Origin of the sequence: Ewingella sp. AOP8-B2-18 (genome assembly GCF_052376015.1) — a bacterium.
In the GTDB taxonomy this organism is placed as follows: domain Bacteria; phylum Pseudomonadota; class Gammaproteobacteria; order Enterobacterales; family Enterobacteriaceae; genus Ewingella; species Ewingella allii.
Map to the genome: position 1 here is coordinate 57,170 of NZ_JBQSVB010000001.1, position 19,392 is coordinate 76,561.

The 19,392-nt window shown below is 59.9% G+C and carries 18 protein-coding genes; 15 read left to right on the top strand and 3 right to left on the bottom strand.

Features of this window, described 5'->3' with window-relative positions:
- Positions 1-128: 128 nt before the first annotated feature.
- The 13 genes from ssuD to ACT3RR_RS00320 all read left to right on the top strand — a co-directional run bounded on the left by ssuD (position 129) and on the right by ACT3RR_RS00320 (position 15,660).
- Positions 129-1,301 carry an FMNH2-dependent alkanesulfonate monooxygenase gene (gene ssuD, locus ACT3RR_RS00260; RefSeq protein ID WP_496199510.1) on the top strand — a complete coding sequence of 391 codons (1,173 nt, stop codon included), beginning with the start codon at positions 129-131 and terminating at the stop codon, positions 1,299-1,301.
- 13 nt (positions 1,302-1,314) lie between these two features.
- Complete coding sequence (locus ACT3RR_RS00265; protein WP_496199511.1) at positions 1,315-2,733, top strand: FAD/NAD(P)-binding protein; 1,419 nt, start codon at positions 1,315-1,317, stop codon at positions 2,731-2,733.
- Positions 2,734-2,820: 87 nt separating this feature from the next.
- Positions 2,821-4,230 carry an LLM class flavin-dependent oxidoreductase gene (locus tag ACT3RR_RS00270; RefSeq protein WP_100937868.1) on the top strand — a complete coding sequence of 470 codons (1,410 nt, stop codon included), beginning with the start codon at positions 2,821-2,823 and terminating at the stop codon, positions 4,228-4,230.
- Complete coding sequence (locus ACT3RR_RS00275; RefSeq protein WP_496199512.1) at positions 4,227-5,243, top strand: methionine ABC transporter ATP-binding protein; 1,017 nt, start codon at positions 4,227-4,229, stop codon at positions 5,241-5,243. The genes ACT3RR_RS00270 and ACT3RR_RS00275 overlap by 4 nt, the downstream gene beginning before the upstream one ends.
- Entirely contained in the window at positions 5,240-5,947 is a 708-nt protein-coding gene (locus ACT3RR_RS00280) for a methionine ABC transporter permease (RefSeq protein ID WP_496199513.1), read from the top strand. Before ACT3RR_RS00275 ends, ACT3RR_RS00280 begins: the two co-directional genes overlap by 4 nt.
- Positions 5,944-6,819 (top strand): MetQ/NlpA family ABC transporter substrate-binding protein, encoded by an 876-nt coding sequence (locus ACT3RR_RS00285; protein WP_496199514.1) that lies wholly within the window; start codon positions 5,944-5,946, stop codon positions 6,817-6,819. Before ACT3RR_RS00280 ends, ACT3RR_RS00285 begins: the two co-directional genes overlap by 4 nt.
- A 185-nt stretch (positions 6,820-7,004) precedes the next feature.
- Complete coding sequence (locus ACT3RR_RS00290; RefSeq protein ID WP_496199515.1) at positions 7,005-8,468, top strand: MFS transporter; 1,464 nt, start codon at positions 7,005-7,007, stop codon at positions 8,466-8,468.
- Entirely contained in the window at positions 8,461-9,669 is a 1,209-nt protein-coding gene (locus tag ACT3RR_RS00295) for an acyl-CoA dehydrogenase family protein (protein WP_496199516.1), read from the top strand. Before ACT3RR_RS00290 ends, ACT3RR_RS00295 begins: the two co-directional genes overlap by 8 nt.
- Before the next feature lie 79 nt (positions 9,670-9,748).
- The gene (locus tag ACT3RR_RS00300; RefSeq protein WP_496199517.1) at positions 9,749-10,768 is read left to right on the top strand and encodes a sugar ABC transporter substrate-binding protein; all 1,020 of its coding nucleotides are present in this window, start codon (positions 9,749-9,751) and stop codon (positions 10,766-10,768) included.
- Positions 10,758-12,299, top strand: coding sequence for a sugar ABC transporter ATP-binding protein (locus tag ACT3RR_RS00305; protein ID WP_496199518.1), 1,542 nt, complete (start codon positions 10,758-10,760; stop codon positions 12,297-12,299). Before ACT3RR_RS00300 ends, ACT3RR_RS00305 begins: the two co-directional genes overlap by 11 nt.
- Positions 12,296-13,324 carry an ABC transporter permease gene (locus ACT3RR_RS00310; protein WP_496199519.1) on the top strand — a complete coding sequence of 343 codons (1,029 nt, stop codon included), beginning with the start codon at positions 12,296-12,298 and terminating at the stop codon, positions 13,322-13,324. The genes ACT3RR_RS00305 and ACT3RR_RS00310 overlap by 4 nt, the downstream gene beginning before the upstream one ends.
- Entirely contained in the window at positions 13,317-14,309 is a 993-nt protein-coding gene (locus tag ACT3RR_RS00315; protein ID WP_496199520.1) for an ABC transporter permease, read from the top strand. Before ACT3RR_RS00310 ends, ACT3RR_RS00315 begins: the two co-directional genes overlap by 8 nt.
- Before the next feature lie 10 nt (positions 14,310-14,319).
- Positions 14,320-15,660 (top strand): LLM class flavin-dependent oxidoreductase, encoded by a 1,341-nt coding sequence (locus tag ACT3RR_RS00320; RefSeq protein WP_496199521.1) that lies wholly within the window; start codon positions 14,320-14,322, stop codon positions 15,658-15,660.
- Here the strand turns inward: ACT3RR_RS00320 and ACT3RR_RS00325 are convergent.
- The gene (locus tag ACT3RR_RS00325; protein ID WP_496199522.1) at positions 15,657-16,073 is read right to left on the bottom strand and encodes a hypothetical protein; all 417 of its coding nucleotides are present in this window, start codon (positions 16,071-16,073) and stop codon (positions 15,657-15,659) included. The genes ACT3RR_RS00320 and ACT3RR_RS00325 overlap by 4 nt on opposite strands.
- A gap of 182 nt (positions 16,074-16,255) precedes the next feature.
- On the opposite strand from ACT3RR_RS00325, the gene ACT3RR_RS00330 reads away from it, so the two are divergent.
- Positions 16,256-16,465: a hypothetical protein gene (locus tag ACT3RR_RS00330; protein ID WP_496199523.1), complete on the top strand. Its 210-nt coding sequence runs from the start codon at positions 16,256-16,258 to the stop codon at positions 16,463-16,465.
- A gap of 57 nt (positions 16,466-16,522) precedes the next feature.
- Here the strand turns inward: ACT3RR_RS00330 and ACT3RR_RS00335 are convergent, their stop codons facing one another.
- Positions 16,523-17,254, bottom strand: coding sequence for a Type III secretion system effector HopBA1 (locus tag ACT3RR_RS00335; protein WP_496199524.1), 732 nt, complete (start codon positions 17,252-17,254; stop codon positions 16,523-16,525).
- 389 nt (positions 17,255-17,643) lie between these two features.
- Here ACT3RR_RS00335 and trpC point away from each other — a divergent pair, with 389 nt between their 5' ends.
- Entirely contained in the window at positions 17,644-18,429 is a 786-nt protein-coding gene (gene trpC, locus ACT3RR_RS00340) for an indole-3-glycerol phosphate synthase TrpC (RefSeq protein WP_496199525.1), read from the top strand.
- Positions 18,430-18,536: 107 nt separating this feature from the next.
- On the opposite strand, the gene ACT3RR_RS00345 is transcribed toward trpC, so the two are convergent.
- Positions 18,537-19,391, bottom strand: a complete 855-nt coding sequence (locus ACT3RR_RS00345) for a helix-turn-helix transcriptional regulator (RefSeq protein ID WP_485901774.1) — start codon at positions 19,389-19,391, stop codon at positions 18,537-18,539.
- Position 19,392 lies beyond the last annotated feature (1 nt).

Sequence of the window (19,392 nt, forward strand, 5' to 3'; positions counted from 1 at the left end):
ATTTAACTTACTGATAATAAATAGGAAATTAAATTGTCACGATTGGCACACTTCCTGCTCATGGGGTTATAACCAAACAGTAACTTTCTATCAAATAAATTTAGATATCGTTATATAGGAAAGAGATAATGAGCGACGCAACGCAGGACAACATCAACGTATTCTGGTTTTTGCCCACTCACGGTGATGGCCGCTACCTTGGCACCACCGAAGGCGGGCGCGCAGTCGACTTGCCGTATTTACAGCAGGTTGCCATTGCTGCCGACAATCTGGGCTACTACGGCGTGTTGATCCCAACCGGCAAAAGCTGCGAAGACTCATGGCTGGTGGCCTCGGCGCTGGCCCCTATCACCAAGCGTTTACGCTATCTGGTGGCGGTTCGCCCGGGCCTCCAGCCGCCAAGCCTCGCCGCGCGCATGGCCGCCACGCTGGATCGCCTCTCCGATGGCCGTCTGCTGATTAACGTCGTCACCGGCGGCGACCCGGTAGAAAACAAAGGCGACGGCATTTTCCTCAGCCACGCCGAGCGTTATCAGGTCACTCGCGAATTTCTTGACGTCTATTCCCGCCTGCTGAAAGGCGAAAAAGTTGATTTCAACGGCGAGCATATTCGCGTCGAAGGTGCCGAAGTGCTGTTCCCGCCGGTGCAGGAAAATGGCCCGCCGCTCTACTTTGGTGGCTCTTCCGAAGAAGCCATCGACGTGGCGGCCAACCAGATTGATACTTACCTGACGTGGGGCGAGCCGGTAGAGCAGGTGGCGGAAAAACTGGCCGTGGTGCGCCAGCGCGCCGAAGCGCAGGGCCGCAAACTGACCTTCGGCATTCGCCTGCACGTGATTGTGCGTGAAACCGAAGAAGAGGCGTGGGCCGCGGCTGACCGCCTGATCTCCCATCTTGATGACGACACCATTGCCGCCGCGCAGAAGATTTTCGCCCGCATGGACTCCACCGGGCAGGCTCGCATGAGCGCGCTGCACGGCGGTTCTCGCGATGGCTTAGTGATTGGCCCGAACCTGTGGGCCGGCGTTGGTTTGGTGCGCGGCGGCGCAGGCACTGCGCTGGTCGGCAACCCGCAACAGGTGGCCGAGCGTATCCGCGAATATCAGGCGCTGGGCATCGAAAACTTTATCCTTTCAGGCTATCCGCATCTGGAAGAAGCCCACCAGTTCGCCGATTTAGTCATGCCTTTGCTGCCGCTGGCCTCCAACGCGGAGAAGCGCCAGCGCACGGTAAACACTGGCCCGTTTGGCGAAACCATCGGCGGCGACCGTCGCCCGGTTAAGCATTCCAGCGCCAGTTAAGAGGAGCAAGATCATGGCTGAACGTCACATTGTGATTGTGGGCGGCGGGTTTACCGGCACCGCGTTAGCCATTCATCTGGCCCGTCGCGGCGCGGCCGGTTTGCAGGTGACGGTGATTGAGCCGCGGCCCGCGCTGGCTCGCGGCGTGGCCTATGGCACCCAAGACCCGGCGCATCGGATCAACGTTCCCGCCTCGCGGATGCAGCTTTCTGCCGCCGAAGAGGGCGATTTTGACCGCTGGTATCGCGCCTCACAGGCCTTTCCGGCTGACCCCGACGCCCAATGGCAGGATGGAAAAGTCTATCCGCAGCGCGGCCAGTTCGGGGCTTATATCGCCGAGCAGTTCGACAAAGCCGCCGAGCATTCGGCTGTGAAGCTCACTCACGTGCGCGACCACGCGGTGGCCCTGCGCCACGGCGGCGTGGTGACGGCGTCGGGCGCGGTTTATCAGGCTGATGAGGTGGTGCTGGCTATCAGCCATCCGCCACCGGCAGTGCCCAAGCCGATTGCCCACGCGCTGGGCCAGCATCCGGCATTGATTGCCAACCCGTGGCGCGCCGACGCGTTGGCGGCGGTGCAGCCTCAGGACCGGGTGGCAATCATCGGCACCGGTTTGACTATGTCTGACGTGGTGGCCTCGCTTTACCGGCAGGGGCATCGAGGCAGGGTGCTGGCGTTCTCCCGCCGTGGTCAGATGCCGCGGCCCAATCTGAGTGGCGATTTCCCGCTATGGACGCTGGACTATCAGCGCCCGCAGGCCGACACCGCCCGCGGCTGGCTGCACCGCGTTCGTCAGGAAGTGGCGCAGGCGGCGGCCTCCAACCTGCCGTGGCAACTGGTGTTGGATGATATTCGCGGCAACGGCCAGCACATCTGGCAGCGGCTGTCGCTGAAAGAGCAAAAACGTTTTCTGCGCCACCTGCGCTCGTGGTGGGACGTTCATCGCTATCGCATCGCGCCGCAGGTCAGCGCGGTGCTGGCCCAGTCGCAGGCCGACGGGCGCTTACAGGTCTTGGCGGCAAGGCTGCAACAGGTCAGCGCCGAAGGGGAGCAGGTGCGGCTGACCCTGCAACCGCGCGGCGCGGCGGCGCAAAGCCTGCTGGTCGATAAAATCATCGTCACCACCGGCCCGGCCCACGGCGCGCTGCTGGAAAGCGACGCGCTGCTGCAACAGCTGGCGGCCGACGGCCTGATTCAGCCTGACCCGCTGGCGCTGGGCATTCTGGTCAACGGGCGCTCGCAAACGGTGAATCTGCATGGCGAGGCCAATCCGCATCTGCACGTGGTCGGCCCGGCGGCGCGCGGTCGCTTTGGCGAACTGATGGGGCTGCCGCAGGTGGCCGAACACGCCGAGTCGCTGGCGCACCAACTGCTTGAACCGCAATCACTTTCTGCCGACGGGCGATGTCCGGCTTCGCTTAAAACCTGCTGATTTATCGAATTTTCGAACTATCCCTTTAAACATAAAAATGAGGACGCGGGCGGCTCGGCCGGACCACGTCTCCAATGGAGTAACGCTATGTCATCGCAACGTGAAATTCGCCTTAACGCATTTGATATGAACTGTGTCGGCCACCAGTCGCCGGGGCTTTGGGCCCATCCGCGCGACCGTTCATGGCAATACAAGGATCTGGAATATTGGACAGATCTGGCGCGTTTGCTGGAGCGCGGCAAGTTCGACGGCCTGTTTATCGCCGACGTGCTCGGGGTGTATGACGTCTACAACGGCAGCAATGACGCGGCGATTCGCCATGCGACACAGGTACCGGTCAATGACCCGCTGGCCTTGGTGACGCCGATGGCGCTGGTGACTGAGCATCTCGGTTTTGGCCTGACCGCCTCGCTATCGTTTGAGCACCCGTATCCTTTTGCACGCCGCCTTTCGACGCTGGATCACCTGACCAAAGGCCGCGTGGGCTGGAATATCGTCACTTCTTATCTGGAGAGCGGCGCGCGCAACATTGGCTACAAGGCGCAAACCGATCACGACGCGCGTTATGACTACGCCGACGAATACCTGCAGGTGGTGTACAAACTGCTGGAAGGCAGCTGGGAAGAGGGCGCGATTCTGCGCGACCGCGAGCGCCGTATTTTCAGCGACCCGAGCAAAATCCACCCAATTAACCACGAGGGCACCTTCTTCCAGGTGCCGGGCATTCACCTGTGCGAACCTTCGCCGCAGCGCACGCCGGTGCTGTATCAGGCCGGGGCGTCGAGCCGGGGTAAAGACTTTGCCGCCGGACACGCCGAGTGCGTCTTTGTCGCCGCGCCGTCCAAAGTGCTGCTGAAAAAGCTGGTGGCAGATATCCGCCAGCGCGCCGCCGCGCTGGGCCGCGACCCTTACAGCATCAAGATCTTCAACCTGCAAACGGTGATCGTCGGCGAAACCGACAAAGCCGCGCAGGCCAAATGGAATGAATACAAAAGCTGGGTGAGCTATGAAGGCGCGCTGACGCTGATCTCCGGCTGGACCGGCATCGACTTCAGCCAGTACCAGCCGGATCAGGTGCTCAAGCACATCCACACCAACGCCATTCAATCGGCGGTGGAAACCTTCTCTACCGCCGACCCCGATCGCCAGTGGACGGTGCAGGCGCTGGCCGACTGGGTGGGTATCGGCGGCTTTGGCCCGCTGCTGGTCGGCAGCCCGGAAACCGTGGCCGACGAGCTGCAAAGCTGGGTGGAAGAGACCGACGTCGATGGCTTCAATCTGGCCTACGCCGTGACTCACGAAAGCTTTACTGACGTGGTAGAACTGCTGATCCCCGAGCTGCAAAAGCGCGGCGTCTACAAGAAGGATTACCAGCCAGGCACCCTGCGCGAAAAACTGTTCGGCGCAGGCCCGCGCCTGGCGGCTCCGCATCCGGGCGCCAGCTACCGTCGCACCTCTAACAGCGAAATCCCGGTCGGGGGCGAGGTGGCGTCATGATTGAAATCGACAATCTGCATAAACAGTACGGCGCGCCGGGTGGCAAGGTGGTCGAGGTGCTGAAAGGCATTTCGCTCACCGTGCCCGACGCCTCAATCACCGCCGTGGTTGGCCCGAGCGGCGCGGGGAAATCCACGCTGGCGAAGTGCATTAGCCTGCTGGAAAAGCCGACCTCCGGCAGCATTCGCGTCAATGGCGAAGATCTGTCGCGGCTCTCCGGGGAAACCCTGCGCCGCGAGCGTCGCGCCATTGGCACGGTGTTTCAGTCGTCGGCGCTGCTGCAACGCAAAACCGCGTGGGAAAACATCGCGCTGCCGCTGGAGTGGCTGGGCGTGGTGCCGGGCGACATCATGCGCCACGTCGGCCAACTGCTGGACAGCGTCGGCCTGAGCGAAAAGGCGCACTACTACCCGTCGCAGCTCTCCGGCGGCCAGCGCCAGCGCGTCGGCATTGCCCGCGCCTTGGCGCTCAAGCCCTCGGTGCTGCTGGCGGATGAGGCCACTTCGGGGCTGGATCCTGACGCCACTACCTCGATTCTGACCCTGCTCAAGCAACTGCGCGATCAGTTTGGTTTGTCGATCATTTTAATCACTCACGAGATGGACGTGGTGCGCCGCGCCGCCGACGCCGTGGCGGAAATTCGCGACGGCCAGCTGCTTCAACAAGGTTCACTGCGTGAACTGCTGGCGACGCCGGGTTCACGCATCGGCCAGCAGCTGTTTCCGTTGCAGCCGCTGGCGGCCAATGGCGACCTGCAATTGCAGCTGACCTACGGCGACCGGGCGATTGCCACCGACTGGATCAGTCAGGTCAGCCAGCAGCATCAGATTCAGGTGGACGTGCTGGCGGCCCACGTCGAGCAAGTGGGGGAGAGACTGGCGGGAAGAATGCGGGTTGGCGTGCGCTTCAACCAGCGTCCGGTTGGCTTGCAGGTGCTGATTCAGCAGCTTTACCAGCTGGGAATTAATGCCGAACTGATTGAAAGCCAAAGCGAATTCAAGGAGGCGGTATGAAGCCCGCGGTGGATGTAATGAGTCAGGACACGCCGTGGAGCCAGCTGCATACGCTGATGCTTCCGGCCTATTTGGAAACCTGGCTGATGGTCGGCATCGTGATGCTGTTTGTGGTCACCCTCGGCGGGCTGTTAGGTATTGTGCTGTTTAACACTTCGCGTCGCGGGCTGTTTCCGCGTCCGGGGATCAACCGCACCCTGAGCTGGATAGTCAATATGGGGCGATCGCTGCCGTTTCTGGTGCTGATGGCGGCGATCATTCCGTTCACCTTCTGGCTGACCGGCACCACCATCGGCATCCCGGCGGCGGTGATCCCCATGGTCGTGGCCGGGACGCCGTTTTTCGCCCGCCTGCTGGAAAACGCCCTGCGCGAACTGCCGTCTGAAGTCACGGCGGTCGGGCTGGTGTCCGGCGGCTCAACCTGGCAAATCATCGTTTACGCCCAGCTAAGCGAAGCCTTGCCCGCCATCGTCGCGGCCATCGTGCTCAATGTGATTTCAATGATTGAGTACTCGGCTATCGCGGGCACCATCGGCGCGGGCGGTATTGGCTATCTGGCGGTGGTGTACGGCTATCAGCGTTTCGACAACCACATCATGATCGCCACCATCGTGGTGCTGATCGCTACCATTCAACTGGTTCAATTTATTGGTGATCGTTTGGTCACCGCGTTGCAACACTCCAAGGGATCATACGCATCATGACACAGCACAATTTTGAAATTAAAAAGAAGAAAAGCTGGCCGTGGCCAGTGGCCGCCATCGCAGTGGTGGTGATTGCCGGATTGGGTTGGCACTTCGCGTCGCAGAAGAGCGGGGCCGTGACCTTTGGCACTACGCTGAAAGTGCATTTCGAACCGGCGATGGCCGGGGAAGAGCACATTATTCAGTACGTGGGTGAGCACATCGCGCCGGATTACGGCATCAAGCTGGAGGCCGTCGGCTTGCAGGACCCGGTGCAGTCTGACCGCGCGGTGGCGGAAGGGCAGTACGCCGCGACGGTGTATCAGCACCAGTGGTGGCTCAAGCAGGTGGTGGATGCTAACAAGTTCCAGCTGACCTCGGCTCTGCCGATTTTCCAGTGGGCCTTTGGCATCTACTCCGATCGCTACCGCTCGGTGTCTGACCTGCCAAACGGCGCGCTGATCGTGGTGCCGGACGACGGCGCCAACCAGGGGCAGGCGCTGTGGTTGCTGCAACGCATTGGCCTGATTGGGCTGGATCCGGCGGTCGAGCCGCGCACCGCCAAGCTGAAAGACATCAAGCAGAACCCGCACAACTTCAAGTTCAAAGAGCTGGACCTGCTGACCATGCCGCGCGTGCTGAACTCGGTGGACGCCGCCATTGGCTATGTCTCGGAATTCGACGCCGGTAAGGTGCCGCGCGACAAAGGCATTCTGTTCCCGCCCGCGCCGAAAACCTTCGCCTCACAGTTGGTTATCGGCACGCCTTATTTGAATGACGAGAATATCGTGAAGCTGAAAAAAGCCTTTGCCGACCCAAGGTTGCAACAGTGGTTGAAAGAGACCACTGACCCACTGGTGAAGGATGTGTTAGTGCCCGTTTCAGCCGAATAAATTCTGGATTTTACCTTTGCTCTCACCGGATTAGCCCTAGGTTAATTCGGCTTTTGTGTTTGTTGAAATTAACATTTAACTTATTGAATTTGTTAATTTTAATAGCCATTTTTGTTGTTTGTTTTCCGCCTTTATTCCCTCTATAAATCCTCGTATCACCTGCCAATAAAAAACAAGAGGGTATGATGAGCACGATAAATCTTGACGGCGACGTAACGTCTCCGCTGTCGCATTCAACACCCGTTCGTTCCGTCAGCGACGTGGCGAATTTGATCAATAGCAGTACCAGTAAAAACAGCTACGCGCGCTGGATTGTGTTTTTGGCGCTCGGCGGCGTGTTCCTTGATGCTTATGACCTGACCACCTTGTCCTATGGCATTGACGACGTGGTGAAAGACTTCGGCCTGACGCCCACGCTCACCGGCCTGGTAACCTCTTCCATCATGATTGGCACCATCGTTGGCAACCTGCTGGGCGGCTGGCTGACCGACAAATATGGCCGCTACTCGGTGTTTATGGCCGACATGCTGTTCTTCGTGGTGTCGGCGATTGCCGCCGGATTGGCGCCCAACGTCTGGGTGCTGATTGGCGCGCGCTTCCTGATGGGCGTTGGAGTTGGGATAGACCTGCCGGTGGCGATGGCCTATCTGGCGGAGTTTTCCAAATTCACCGGCAAGGGCAATAAAGCCGCGCGCTTAGCCGCCTGGTGCCCGATGTGGTACGCCGCCTCATCGGCCTGTTTCTTCATTATCTTCGCGCTCTACTTCCTGCTGCCAAAAGAGCATATCGACTGGCTGTGGCGCGCCTCGCTGCTATTTGGCGCGGTTCCGGCGCTGCTGATCATCGCCGTGCGCAGCAAGTTTATGAATGAGTCTCCGCTGTGGGCCGCCAACCAAGGCGACCTGACCGGCGCGGTGCGCATTCTGCGTGACTCTTACGGCATTCTGGCCCACGAGGCCAAACCGGAGCAGCCGGAAGTCGAGAGGAAAGCGCCGCCAAAAGTCAGTTTCCGCGTGTTGTTCCAGAAGCCATACCGCGAACGCACTATCGTCACCGGCGTGATGAACGTCTGTATCTCCTTTGAATACACCGCCATCGCCTTCTTCCTGCCGTCGATTCTGGCGCAGTTCCTCGGCGCGGGCGTGTTCGAAACCATCTCGGCCTCCCTCGGCCTGAACGCGCTGTTTGCCTTTACCGGCGGCCTGCTGGGTATGCGTCTGGCGTGGAAATACCCGTCGCGCCACGTGGCCATCGCCGGTTTTGCTTTGCAGTTTGTCGCGCTGGTGGCGCTGGCCTTGATTGGTCACCCGCAGGCGGCGCTCGGCGTGGTCTTCGCCATCGCCATGCTCGGCCTGTGGCTGTTTGCCGAAGGCTTTGGGCCGGGCGCGCAGTTGATGATCTACCCAGCACTCTCTTACCCAACCCACATTCGCGCCACCGGCGTCGGCTTTGGCCGCTCGCTGTCTGGCATTGGCAGCGCGGCGGCGCTGTTTATCCTGCCGATCCTGCAAGCCCGTTTCGGCACCAACATGTTCTGGATAGTTTCCCTGAGCGCCATCATTCCTATCGTCTTCCTGTTGGTTATTCGCTTTGAGCCAACCCGTCAGGATATTGATTCACAACCAGAAATTGGAGAACACCATGTCTGAATCCACCACCCCTGAATACCTCGCACTGGCGGAGCGTTTCCGCCCGGTTTTCGCCCGCATCGCCGAAGGGGTTGTTGAGCGCGAAAACAGCCGCACGCTGCCGCTGGAGCCGCTGCGCTGGCTGAAAGAGGCCGGTTTCGGCACCGTGCGCATTCCGGTGGCGGATGGCGGTTTAGGTGCCACCTTGCCCCAGCTGTTCCTGCTGCTTACCGAGCTGGCCGAGGCGGATTCCAACCTGCCGCAGGCGCTGCGGGCGCACTTCGCGTTTATCGAAGACCGGCTGAACCAGCCCGACAGCGAGGAGCGTCGCGGCTGGTTCCGTCGCTTTGTCGACGGCGAGCTGGTGGGCAGCGGCTGGACGGAAATCGGCAACCTGAAACTGGGCGAAGTGCTGACCAAAGTCACCCCCGAGGAGAACGGCTGGACGCTCAACGGCGAGAAGTTCTACAGCACCGGCACGCTGTACGCCGACTGGATTGACGTCTACGCCCAGCGTTCCGACAACGGCCGCGACGTGATTGCACTGGTCAACACCCACCAGGACGGCGTCGAGCGCGACGACGACTGGGACGGTTTCGGCCAACGCCTGACCGGCAGCGGCAGCACCCGCTTCAAGCAGGCCAGGGTGGAAGCGCCGCACGTCTACGACTTCAGCGACCGTTTCACCTACCAAACGGCGTACTACCAGCAAATCTTGTTGGTGACGCTGGCGGGCATCGCCCGAGCCATTACCCGTGACGCGGCGCAGGCCGTCGCCAGCCGCAAGCGCATTTATAGCCACGGCAACGCCAAGCAGGTGCGCCACGACGCGCAGGTGTTGCAGGTGGTGGGGCAGCTTTCTAGCTGGGCTTGGGCGGTCGACGCAGCGGTACAGCAGGCCAGCTATTCGCTGCAAAAAGCCTTTGAGCTGCACACCAGCGGCGACCAAGCCTTGAGCAAGCAGGCCAATATCATTGCCGAGGTGGAGTCCGCCAAGGCGCAGGTGATCGCCACCGAATTAGTGCCGCGCGCGGCGACCGAGCTGTTTAACGCGCTGGGGGCTTCCGACACGCGCATCAGCAAGTCGCTGGACCGCCACTGGCGCAACGCGCGCACCATTTCGTCGCACAACCCGGTGATCTACAAAACGCGCAATGTCGGGGATTGGGAAGTTAACCGCGCCGAACCGACGTTTATCTGGCAGATCGGCAACGGCGAGTGATCAGCACTTTTTCTAGCAATGTCGGCGGGCCAATACCTGCCGACTTTTAAAACAACAACACCAATCAGGGTTAATCAAGATGATGGCAAAACAAAAAACCAATAAAAAATCGTGGCTGCAACACGGGTTGAAAACCTCTGCGGCGCTGGTCGCCAGCGCCATGCTGCTGCTGACGCTCCCGGCCCATGCCGATGATCAAGAGGTGCCGTCGCTGAAAGGCAAGCGTATCGGCATCACCGTGGCGGGCACCGACCACTACTGGGACTTAAAGGCTTATCAGGGGCAGGTGGATGAAGTCAAACGCCTCGGCGGTATTCCGATTGCGCTGGACGGCGGCCGCAAAGAAGCCCAGCAAATCTCACAAATTCAGACGCTAATCGCCCAAAAGCCGGACGCCATTATCGAAACGCTGGGCACGGCTTCCGTGCTTGAGCCGTGGCTGAAGAAGATCCGAGCCGCCGGGATCCCGCTGTTTACCGTGGACACCGCCAGTCCGTCGAGCATCAACGTCACCACCTCGGATAACTTCTACATCGGCGAACAGCTGGCGCTGAAGCTGGTGAACGACCTGCGCGGCGAAGGCAACATTTTGGTGTTCAACGGCTTCTACGGCGTGCCGGTGGTGGCGATGCGCTATGACCAGCTGAAAGCCGTGCTGAAATGGTATCCGAAAATCAAAATCATCGAGCCTGAGCTGCGCGACGTGATCCCGAACACCGTGCAGGATGCCTATGCGCAAATCAGCCAGCTGCTGAACAAATACCCGAAAGGCTCGGTGCAGGCGATTTGGGCCGCGTGGGACGTGCCGCAGATTGGCGCGACGCAGGCGGTAGACGCCGCAGGGCGCTCTGAAATCAAAACTTACGCCGTGGACGGCAGCCCGGATGTGGTTTCGCTGGTGAAAGATCCGAAATCCAGCGCCGCCGCCGTGGTGGCGCAGCAGCCTTACCTGATTGGTAAAACGGCGGTGCAGAACGCCGCGCGTTATCTGGCGGGTGACACCTCACTGCCGCCAGCCACCTACGTGCCTGCGCTGGTGGTGACCAAAGAAAACGCCGCCGAGGCGCAGAAAACCTTGGGCCAGACCGATGCAAAATGAGTCGCCACTGCTGGCGCTTAATCACATCAGCAAGGCGTTTGACGGCGTACCGGCACTGCGTGACGTCTCCCTCGAGCTGCGCTCGGGGGAGATCCACGGCCTGATTGGTCACAACGGTGCGGGCAAGTCGACGCTGATTAAGATCTTGGGAGGCCTGCACCGCGCCGACCACGGGCAGATCTCGCTCGCCGGGCAGGCGGTGGGGATAGATTCCCCCCGCGTGGCGCAGGCGCACGGCATTGAAATTGTTCATCAGGAGCGGCTGCTCGCGCCAACCTTAACCGTCGCCGAAGCCCTGCTGCTGGGGGAAGAGACGGCGTTGCGCGGCTTGCCGCTGGTCAACCGTCGTCGCCTGCGGCGCATCGCCCGCGATGCCATCAAGCAGCACTTCGGCCTGCACATTAACCCCGACAGCCTGATTAGCGACCTCAGCGTGGCGGAGCAGCAGGTGGTGCAGATCACCCGTGCGCTGCGCCACTCGCCGCGCATTCTGGTGTTCGATGAGCCAACCGCCGCGCTGGCCCGCCATGAGGTGGCGTCGCTGTTCCGCGCTATCAAAGCCCTGCGCCAGCGCGGGTTGGCCATTCTCTACGTCTCGCACTATCTCGACGAAATCAGCGAACTGTGCCAGCGCGTGACCGTGCTGCGCGACGGGCAGGACGTGGCGCGTCACGATGTCAGCCAAGTGACCACCCAGCGGCTGATCACCGACATGCTGGGCGACGAGCAAAAATCGCTGGTCGAGCGGCAGGCGCATCGCCGCGACGAGGTGCTGCTCAAGGTGACGAATTTGGCGGCGGCGGGGCGTTTTTCGGCGGTGAGCTTTGCGGCGCATCGTGGAGAAATTCTCGGCGTCACCGGCCTGCTAGGCTCCGGCGGCAAGGCGCTGGTGCGCTCGCTGTTCGGACTGGAGAGCGGAATTAGCGGCAGGATCGAGCTGGCGGGAGACGCTTTTTTACCCCGTTCGCCACGCGACGCGGTTAAACGCGGCATTGCCTTTGTGCCGGAAGACCGCCGCGCCAACGGCATCGCCCCGGAACTCAGCGTGCGGGAGAACATCGCCCTGACCAGCCTGAGTTCGCTGGTCAAAGGGCTGTTTGTTGACCGCGCCCGTGAGCAAAAGCTGGTGGCGGCCAATATTGCCGATTTAGGCATTCGCACGCCGGGGCCAGAGGCGCCGCTGCGTTCGCTGTCGGGGGGCAATCAGCAAAAGGTGGTGCTGGCGAAGTGGCTGAACACTGACGCGCATGTCTACTTGCTGGATGAGCCGACGGTGGGGGTGGATATCGGCGCGAAAGCGGAAATCTATCAGGCGCTGCAACGGCTGGCGGCCAAAGGGGCGCTGGTGGTGATTTTCTCCACCGACCTGCTGGAGCTGCAATCGCTGTGCGACCGGGTGCTGGTGATGGCGCGCGGCAGGCTGGTGAAATCCTTGCAAGGGGCCGACACCGACCACCATGAAATTCTCGCCTGGGCCTCTGGCGCGGTGCAGAAAGACGCAGTTTTGGCCTCTGAAGGAGAGGTGACATGAGTGAATTAACGTCGCGCGAGACAGTGGCCGAAGCCGCGCCGCTCGCGCCGAAATCTGAGCGCCGCGCCCACTGGCTACAGGGCGGCGCGCTGCTGATTATCATCGCCGTGCTGGCGGTGTTTGTGTTTTTGTCGCCGATATTTCTCACGGCGGGCAATCTGGGCAACGTGCTGCAACAGACGGTGGTCACCGGCACGCTGGCCTTCGGGCTGACGCTGGTACTGAGCGGTGGCGGTAGCCACTCGCTGACCGGCGGCATTGACCTGTCGGTGGCGGCCAATATGGGGCTGAGCGGCGCGGTGTTCGCCACCCAACTGAGTCACGGCGCGCCCATCACTTCCGCCATCCTGTTGGCCCTGCTCAGCGGCGGTGCGCTGGGGCTACTTAATGCGCTGGCGGTGGTCTGGCTGCGCATCCTGCCGCTGCTGGCTACCCTGACCACCATGAACATTGCCATCGGGCTGGAAATGGTGCTTACCGAGAACGCCACGGTGCCGGTCAGCGGCCCGCTGTTTGACACTTTGATTGGCGCGGGCCCGCTAACGCTGCCGTGGCTGGCGTGGATTTTCGCCGGAGTGGCGCTGGTATTTATCGTGCTGGCGCACTTCACCTCAATTGGCCTGCGGCTACAGGCGGTGGGCAGCCACCCGATTGCCGCGCGGGCGCAGGGGCTGTCGGTGTCGCGCTACGTGGCGGCGAGTTACGTGCTTTGCGGGCTGGCGGCGGGGATTGCTTCTCTGGCTTCCGTAACTTTACTCAGCGGCAGTTCGCCGGGGGCCAATGACAGTTTATTGATGGTGATCGCCTCGGCGCTGCTCGGCGTGGTGTTCTCGCGGCGCTTGGTGCCAACCGTCGGCGGGACGCTGGTGAGCGCGCTGTTTCTTAGCCTGATTGCCAACGGTTTTCAGTTAATCAACATTTCAAGCTACTGGATAAACGGGGTCGAGGGTTTGCTGATCCTGCTGGTAGTGTCGCTGACCGCCGTGCTGCGCCAGCGCCAGCAAAGGAGAAAAGTCCGTGTCTGAGCTATCTGCAAACGTCGCCCATTCCGGCACCGCCAAAGGGCGCGGCAACCTGCTGCGCACCTTATTGATTCTGACATTTACCGCGCTGCTGCTGTTTTTCAGCCTGTTCGCGCCGGGCTTTTTCACTCTGAGCAATATTGAGAGCGTGTTGCTCAATAATGTCGCGCCGCTGGCGATTGCCGCGCTGGCGATGACGCTGGTCACCTCGATGGGCTCGGTGGATTTGTCGATTGGCACTTCCATTGACTTCGCCTGTCTGGTGCTGGTGACGCTGGTGCTGCATCAGGTGGCGCTGCCAATTGCGCTGTTCGCCGCGCTGCTGGCGGCCCTCGGCGTCGGGCTGTTTAACGCCTTTTTGGTGGCGATTCTGGGCGTCGAGCCTTTCCTCGCCACCCTCGGCACGCTGTTTATCGGCCAGAGCGTACAGCAGTTATCTTCCAACGGCGGCCAGCCTATCTATTTGTTGAGTCAGGTGTTGCCGGAGGGCTTCTCGGCTATCAGCCACGGTGCGCTGCTCGGCGTCCCACTGCCGCTGTGGTACGTGCTGGTGCTGGCATTGGCGCTGCATTTATTGCTGCATCGCACCCGACACGGTCGGGCGTTGACCTTTATCGGCACGCAGGCCAGCGTCGCGCGCTACTCGGGGATTGGCGTCGGCCGCCTGACCGCCGTGGCCTTTGTGCTTGGCGCGGTGATTGCCGGCGTGGTCGGACTGATGCTGGCTTCTAACGTTAAAGCCTGGGTGCCATTGTCGGGGAATGCCTACCTGCTGAATGCCATCGGCGCGGCGTTTATCGGTACCACGTTCTCCAGCTCGCGCCGCGCCAACGTGCCGGGCACGCTGCTCGGGGTGATCCTGCTGAGCTTTGTCGCCAACGGGCTGCTGCTGATCGGCTGGAATTTCTACTGGCAGCAGGTGGCTTCCGGCGTGCTGATTTTCGTGGTGCTGGCGGCGGGCGCGCTCAGTGCTCGCCAGAAACATTGAGGAGCATGGCATGAGCAATCAAAGCGGCCAGCGGCCCTTTATTTTGTTTGGTTTTATGATGAATGTGGTGGGACATATTTCCGCCGGGCTGTGGCGGCACCCTGAGGATCAGGCGCATCGTTATACCGATATTCATTACTGGGTGGAAATCGCCAAACTGCTGGACGACGCGGGCTTTGACGCGTTGTTTATCGCCGACGCCCTCGGGCAGCTGGACGTTTACCAGCAGCAGCCGAACGCTGCTCTGCGCCATGCCGCGCAGATGCCAGTTAATGACCCGATGCTGCTGGTATCAGCCATGGGGGCGGCTACTCGTCACTTGGGTTTCGGCATCACGGTCTCCACCACCTATGAGCAGCCTTACCTACTGGCGCGGAAATTCACCACCCTCGACCATCTGACCAAGGGGCGGGTGGCGTGGAATGTGGTGACGTCTATGCTGGATTCCGCCGCGCGCAATCTGGGGCTGAATCAGCAACTCCCTCATGATGAAAGGTATGACCGCGCTCAGGAGTTTCTCGACGTGGCGCGCAAGCTGTGGGAGTCGTCGTGGGAGGAGGGCGCGGTGCTGCGCGATAAAACCGCCGGAGTCTATACCGACCCCGCCAAGGTGCACCCGATTCACCATCACGGGCGCTATTATCAGGTGCCGGACGCCCATCTGAGCGAGCCCAGCCCGCAGCGCACGCCGGTGCTGTTTCAGGCCGGGGCCTCTTCGCGCGGCAGCCAATTTGCCGCCGCCAATGCCGAAGTGGTATTTATGGCCGGGCTGACGCCCGAGGCCATTCGCAAAGATATCGCCACCATTCGCACGCTGGCGACAGAGATGGGCCGCGACCCTAACTCGCTGCGGTTTATCGCCGCCGTAACCGTGGTGACGGGCGCGACGGATGAGCAGGCCGAGGCGCGGTATGAGGATTTCCAGCAGTACATCAGCGAAGAGGCGGCGCTGGCGCTGTTTTCCGCCTGGACCGGCGTCGACTGGTCACAGTACGACCTCGACCGCCCGCTGGAATATATTGAAACCGACGCCTGCCGCTCGGCGCTCGCTAGCTTGACGCGCATTGATGCCGGTCGCCAATGGACCCTACGCCAAGCCGCGCGCTACATCGGTATTGGCGGATTACATCCCACTTTGGTCGGCGGCTCAAGCTCCATTGCCGACCAGCTAGAGAGCTTCGCAAGCCAGTCCGGCGTCGACGGTTTCAACCTCGGTTACGCCATCAGCCCCGGCAGTTTCGAAGATTTCGTGCAGTTCGTCATGCCAGAATTAACCACCCGAGGTCGGGTGAAACCCCGTCCTGCAACGCCGGAGACATTGCGGAGGAGGTTGTTTGGGGGATTGGTTTAATCATTCCGCGTATCCTGCCCGCCAAAGATGTTTTCCTGGCTGCTAGAGGAGCGGCCGTCGCTGTAGCGAATGTCTTGGCCGCCGAAGATATTGGCTTGGCTGGTGGAGCTGCTGCCGTCGCTGTTCTGGGTGTCTTGTCCGCCAAATATATTCGACTGGCTGCTGGACGTGGTGCCATCGCTAAAGCGCGTATCTTGGCCGCCGAAGATGTTGGCTTGGCTGCTGGAGCTGCGCCCGTCGCTGTAACGAGTATCTAATCCGCCAAAGATATTTTTCTGGCTGGTGGAGGTGGTGCCGTTGTCATAGGTGCAGTCGTAGCCGTCGAAAATGTTCTTCTGGCAGCTGTCGGCGAAGGCGGCGTTGGCCACGCCCATGGTAAATAATGTAGTTAGAAATATTGATTTGAAACGCATAGCTTCCCTCTGCTCAATGAGCCTCAACACACTGATTCAGATGCTATCTCTTTCTTTAAAATCTACGATGTAATGGAATCATCAAAGTATGTAAATCTCGGTATTGAAACACCAAGATGTTCAGAACAATGGAATTTCCGTCGAAAATAATCTGAGAGATTCGTCTTATTCCGAGTGCGCTGGTGAAGGATCTGGCGGAAGGCTTACAGCTGTATGACGTGCGCAGCCTGTCCGCTGATCCAAGCCTGAAGTATACCGATGGTTATCATCAGCCGACCTCTTTCGATGCCATGAGCAGTAGCCAGCTGGCGGGGAAAAAGTCAGTAGTGCGCGAGTACAACCAAAAAGTCAGCAGCAATCCGGGGCTGTATGGCCGTTTTAAAGATGTCTAAACGCCGTTGATCGCAGCAAATGTGCCGCCACGCCCGTGGCGGCATTGTGCAAACTGCTTAGGCGCGTGGCTGGCGCGAGTAGTGGATCAGTATATGGCTATTGTCATCTCTGTCATTGAGCGAGCAGCCCGTGCCTCCCTGAGTGTTGGCAAAGGCCACCACAGGGCCGGGGCGCATGTCTTTAGGGCCATTTTCGAAGCTATTGACGAAATGCCCGGTGCCCGCCCAAACCAAGGTTTTTGACGCGCCAATCGCACGCTCCTCCCTCTCCGCCGCGGCGTTCCACGCAATATTCAAGGCTAATCGCCTGTTCATGTAGCTGATGGCTTCCATTGGGTTTTTCGGCGCGCCGCCCGCCATATGACGATCAATCCCAGCCACGGCAATCCCGGCGTTGTGCACTTCAGCGAGTGCGCTGGCGATGCTGTCGACCCAAGCCCCGCCCTGTGTTGGTGCCCAGGCATTGTAGATGAAGTTTTTGATGGCGTTTTTACCGCCAGCCAGTGCTTCGCGGAACGCCGCGTTGTCGCTATATTTAACGAATTCTATGGCCAGTAAATCGACCCCGGCCTGTTTCAGCTCTTTAGCCGATCTACCCACTAACTCAGGAATAAAACACTGGCCGTGGACATCACCCAAGTAGGTGACTTTGTTGTCTTTACACAGCGTCGCCAGCATTTTGACTGGGTCATTCACCGGTGGCCTGATTTTGATGAAGGGATGAATGCCACCGCGAACGATCTGCGGCGTGTACTGAATTCGGTTCGATTGACCGATGGAGGAAAACATAGTTCTTGCACCTGTAGGGGAGTGTCTTTGTTAGTGGCGGGTGAGGGATTTAGTTCCTTTTTTCGGCGCGAAGAAAGTGTAACCTGGGGCGAAATTGTTTCATTTTCTGAGTAAACCTGCCGATTTTCATTTATCGCATTCCTGACCCACGGCTTATGGCCGCAGTGTCATTATCTGCAACAAGACTGTGGGAGTTTTTTGCCAGCCAAATATTCAAATAATAATGTTTTATCAGCAGTTTACTTTGAACACTTTTGTCACAAATCGGCAGTAAGCTGGGGAGTGGCGCTGAAGCAGTCGATTGATATACTGCGGCGCAGGCATCCGCGATGCCGACCCTACCCATAATCAAAATTTCTAAGACCTATCACCTGAATCTGGAGAGTACCGTGTCAGACATCCTTGCCAAAATCATCGCCGTGAAGCGTGAAGAAGTCGCCGCTGCCAAAAAAGCGGTTTCCGTGGCGCAGCTTACGGAGCAGGCTGCCCAGCAAAATCACCGTGACTTTGTGGCGGCTCTGCGTAATAAGCGCGACGCGGGCGTGGCGGGGGTGATTGCCGAGGTGAAAAAGGCCAGCCCTTCGAAAGGTTTGATTCGTCCGAATTTCATTCCAAAAGAGATCGCGACTTCTTACGAGAAGGGCGGCGCAGCCTGCCTGTCAGTGCTGACCGATGAGCAGTTCTTCCAAGGCAGCGCGGCTTATCTGGCCGAAGCCCGTGCCGCCTGTGGCCTGCCGGTGCTGCGCAAAGACTTTATGGTTGACCCTTATCAGGTGCTGGAAGCCCGTGCAATGGGCGCTGACTGTATCCTGCTGATTGTCTCCGCGCTGGAAGATGCTCAGATGCAGGAGCTGGAAGCGCAGGCCCACGAGCTGGGGATGTCGGTGCTGGTGGAAGTTCACGACGCCGAAGAGCTGGAGCGTTCGCTGAAGCTGACCACGCCGCTGATTGGCGTGAACAACCGCAATCTGCGCACTTTCGAAACCACCATTGAAACCACCATTAGCCTGCTGACTCAGCTGCCGTCAGATCGCATGGTGGTCACCGAGTCAGGCATTGCGACCCGGGAACACGTGATCCGCCTGCGCGAAGCCAAGGTCAACAGCTTCCTGGTGGGCGAAGCCTTTATGCGTGCCGAAGATCCGGGCGCAGAACTGGCGAGAATGTTCTTCTGATGAAATAAATCATTGGGGAAATTGATTTTACAAGGTTATGGCTCCGCACTGCGCGGAGCCATTTTTTTATGTGGTTTTTAGGCCGCAGGAAATGGTTGGATTGTGTCTTAGCGTATGTCGGCCGGTGAGCAACCGAAACGCTGTTTAAAACGCAGGGAGAAGCGCGAACTGGCGCGATAGCCGCAGGCATCGGCGATCTGCGACAGGCTCCAGCGGGTGGTTTGCAGCAGGGTCATGGCGTGGTGCATGCGGATGTCCTGCAACAGGGTGCGGAAGCTGGTTTGCTCCTCCACCAAGCGCCGACGCAGGGTGGCTTCGCTCATCGCCAGCTGCTGACTGGCACTGGCCGCCGTCCAGGCAAATTCGGGAGCGGCGGACATCAGCGCGGTCAGTTTACTGCTCAGCGGTTCTGAGGATCGCGGCATAAACAGCACGCCGCGCTCGGCCAGCGCAATCAGAATCCCGGTCAGGCGATGCTGCTGCACGGTGGGGCTGGGCAGAGGCTGTTCGCCATGGCCGATGCCGCGCAGGCAGTGCTCTAAGGTGTCGCGCAGTTCATCATCCATTGGCACAGTTTTGAAGCCCGCCAGTGGCGCAAGGCTTGCGACCAGCTCCGAGTGATCGCGGTAAAACGCGGCGATCACGGTGGGAGAAAATCCCAGATAGAGGGAAGAGAAAAAGCCTTTTTCGGCACTGGGGCGCTTACTGACGTGGGTCAGAGTGTGCTGGGCAACCACTACAAGATGCTCAGCGTTATCCAGCTGGAGAAAAGCGTTTTGCTGATGGCGCAGGGTCAATTGCCCTGAACGCACCAGCAGGATCGACGGCTCGAAAAAGCGAAAATCGGCGATTTGGTGTGGGTGCTGCAAGTAGGGCTGAGCCATGGAAAATAGCCGGCTGTGGTCAGCCGGCCACTGAACGGGCAGGGGAGCGCTGCTATTTTCTTGATTTGAAGGCTGCATT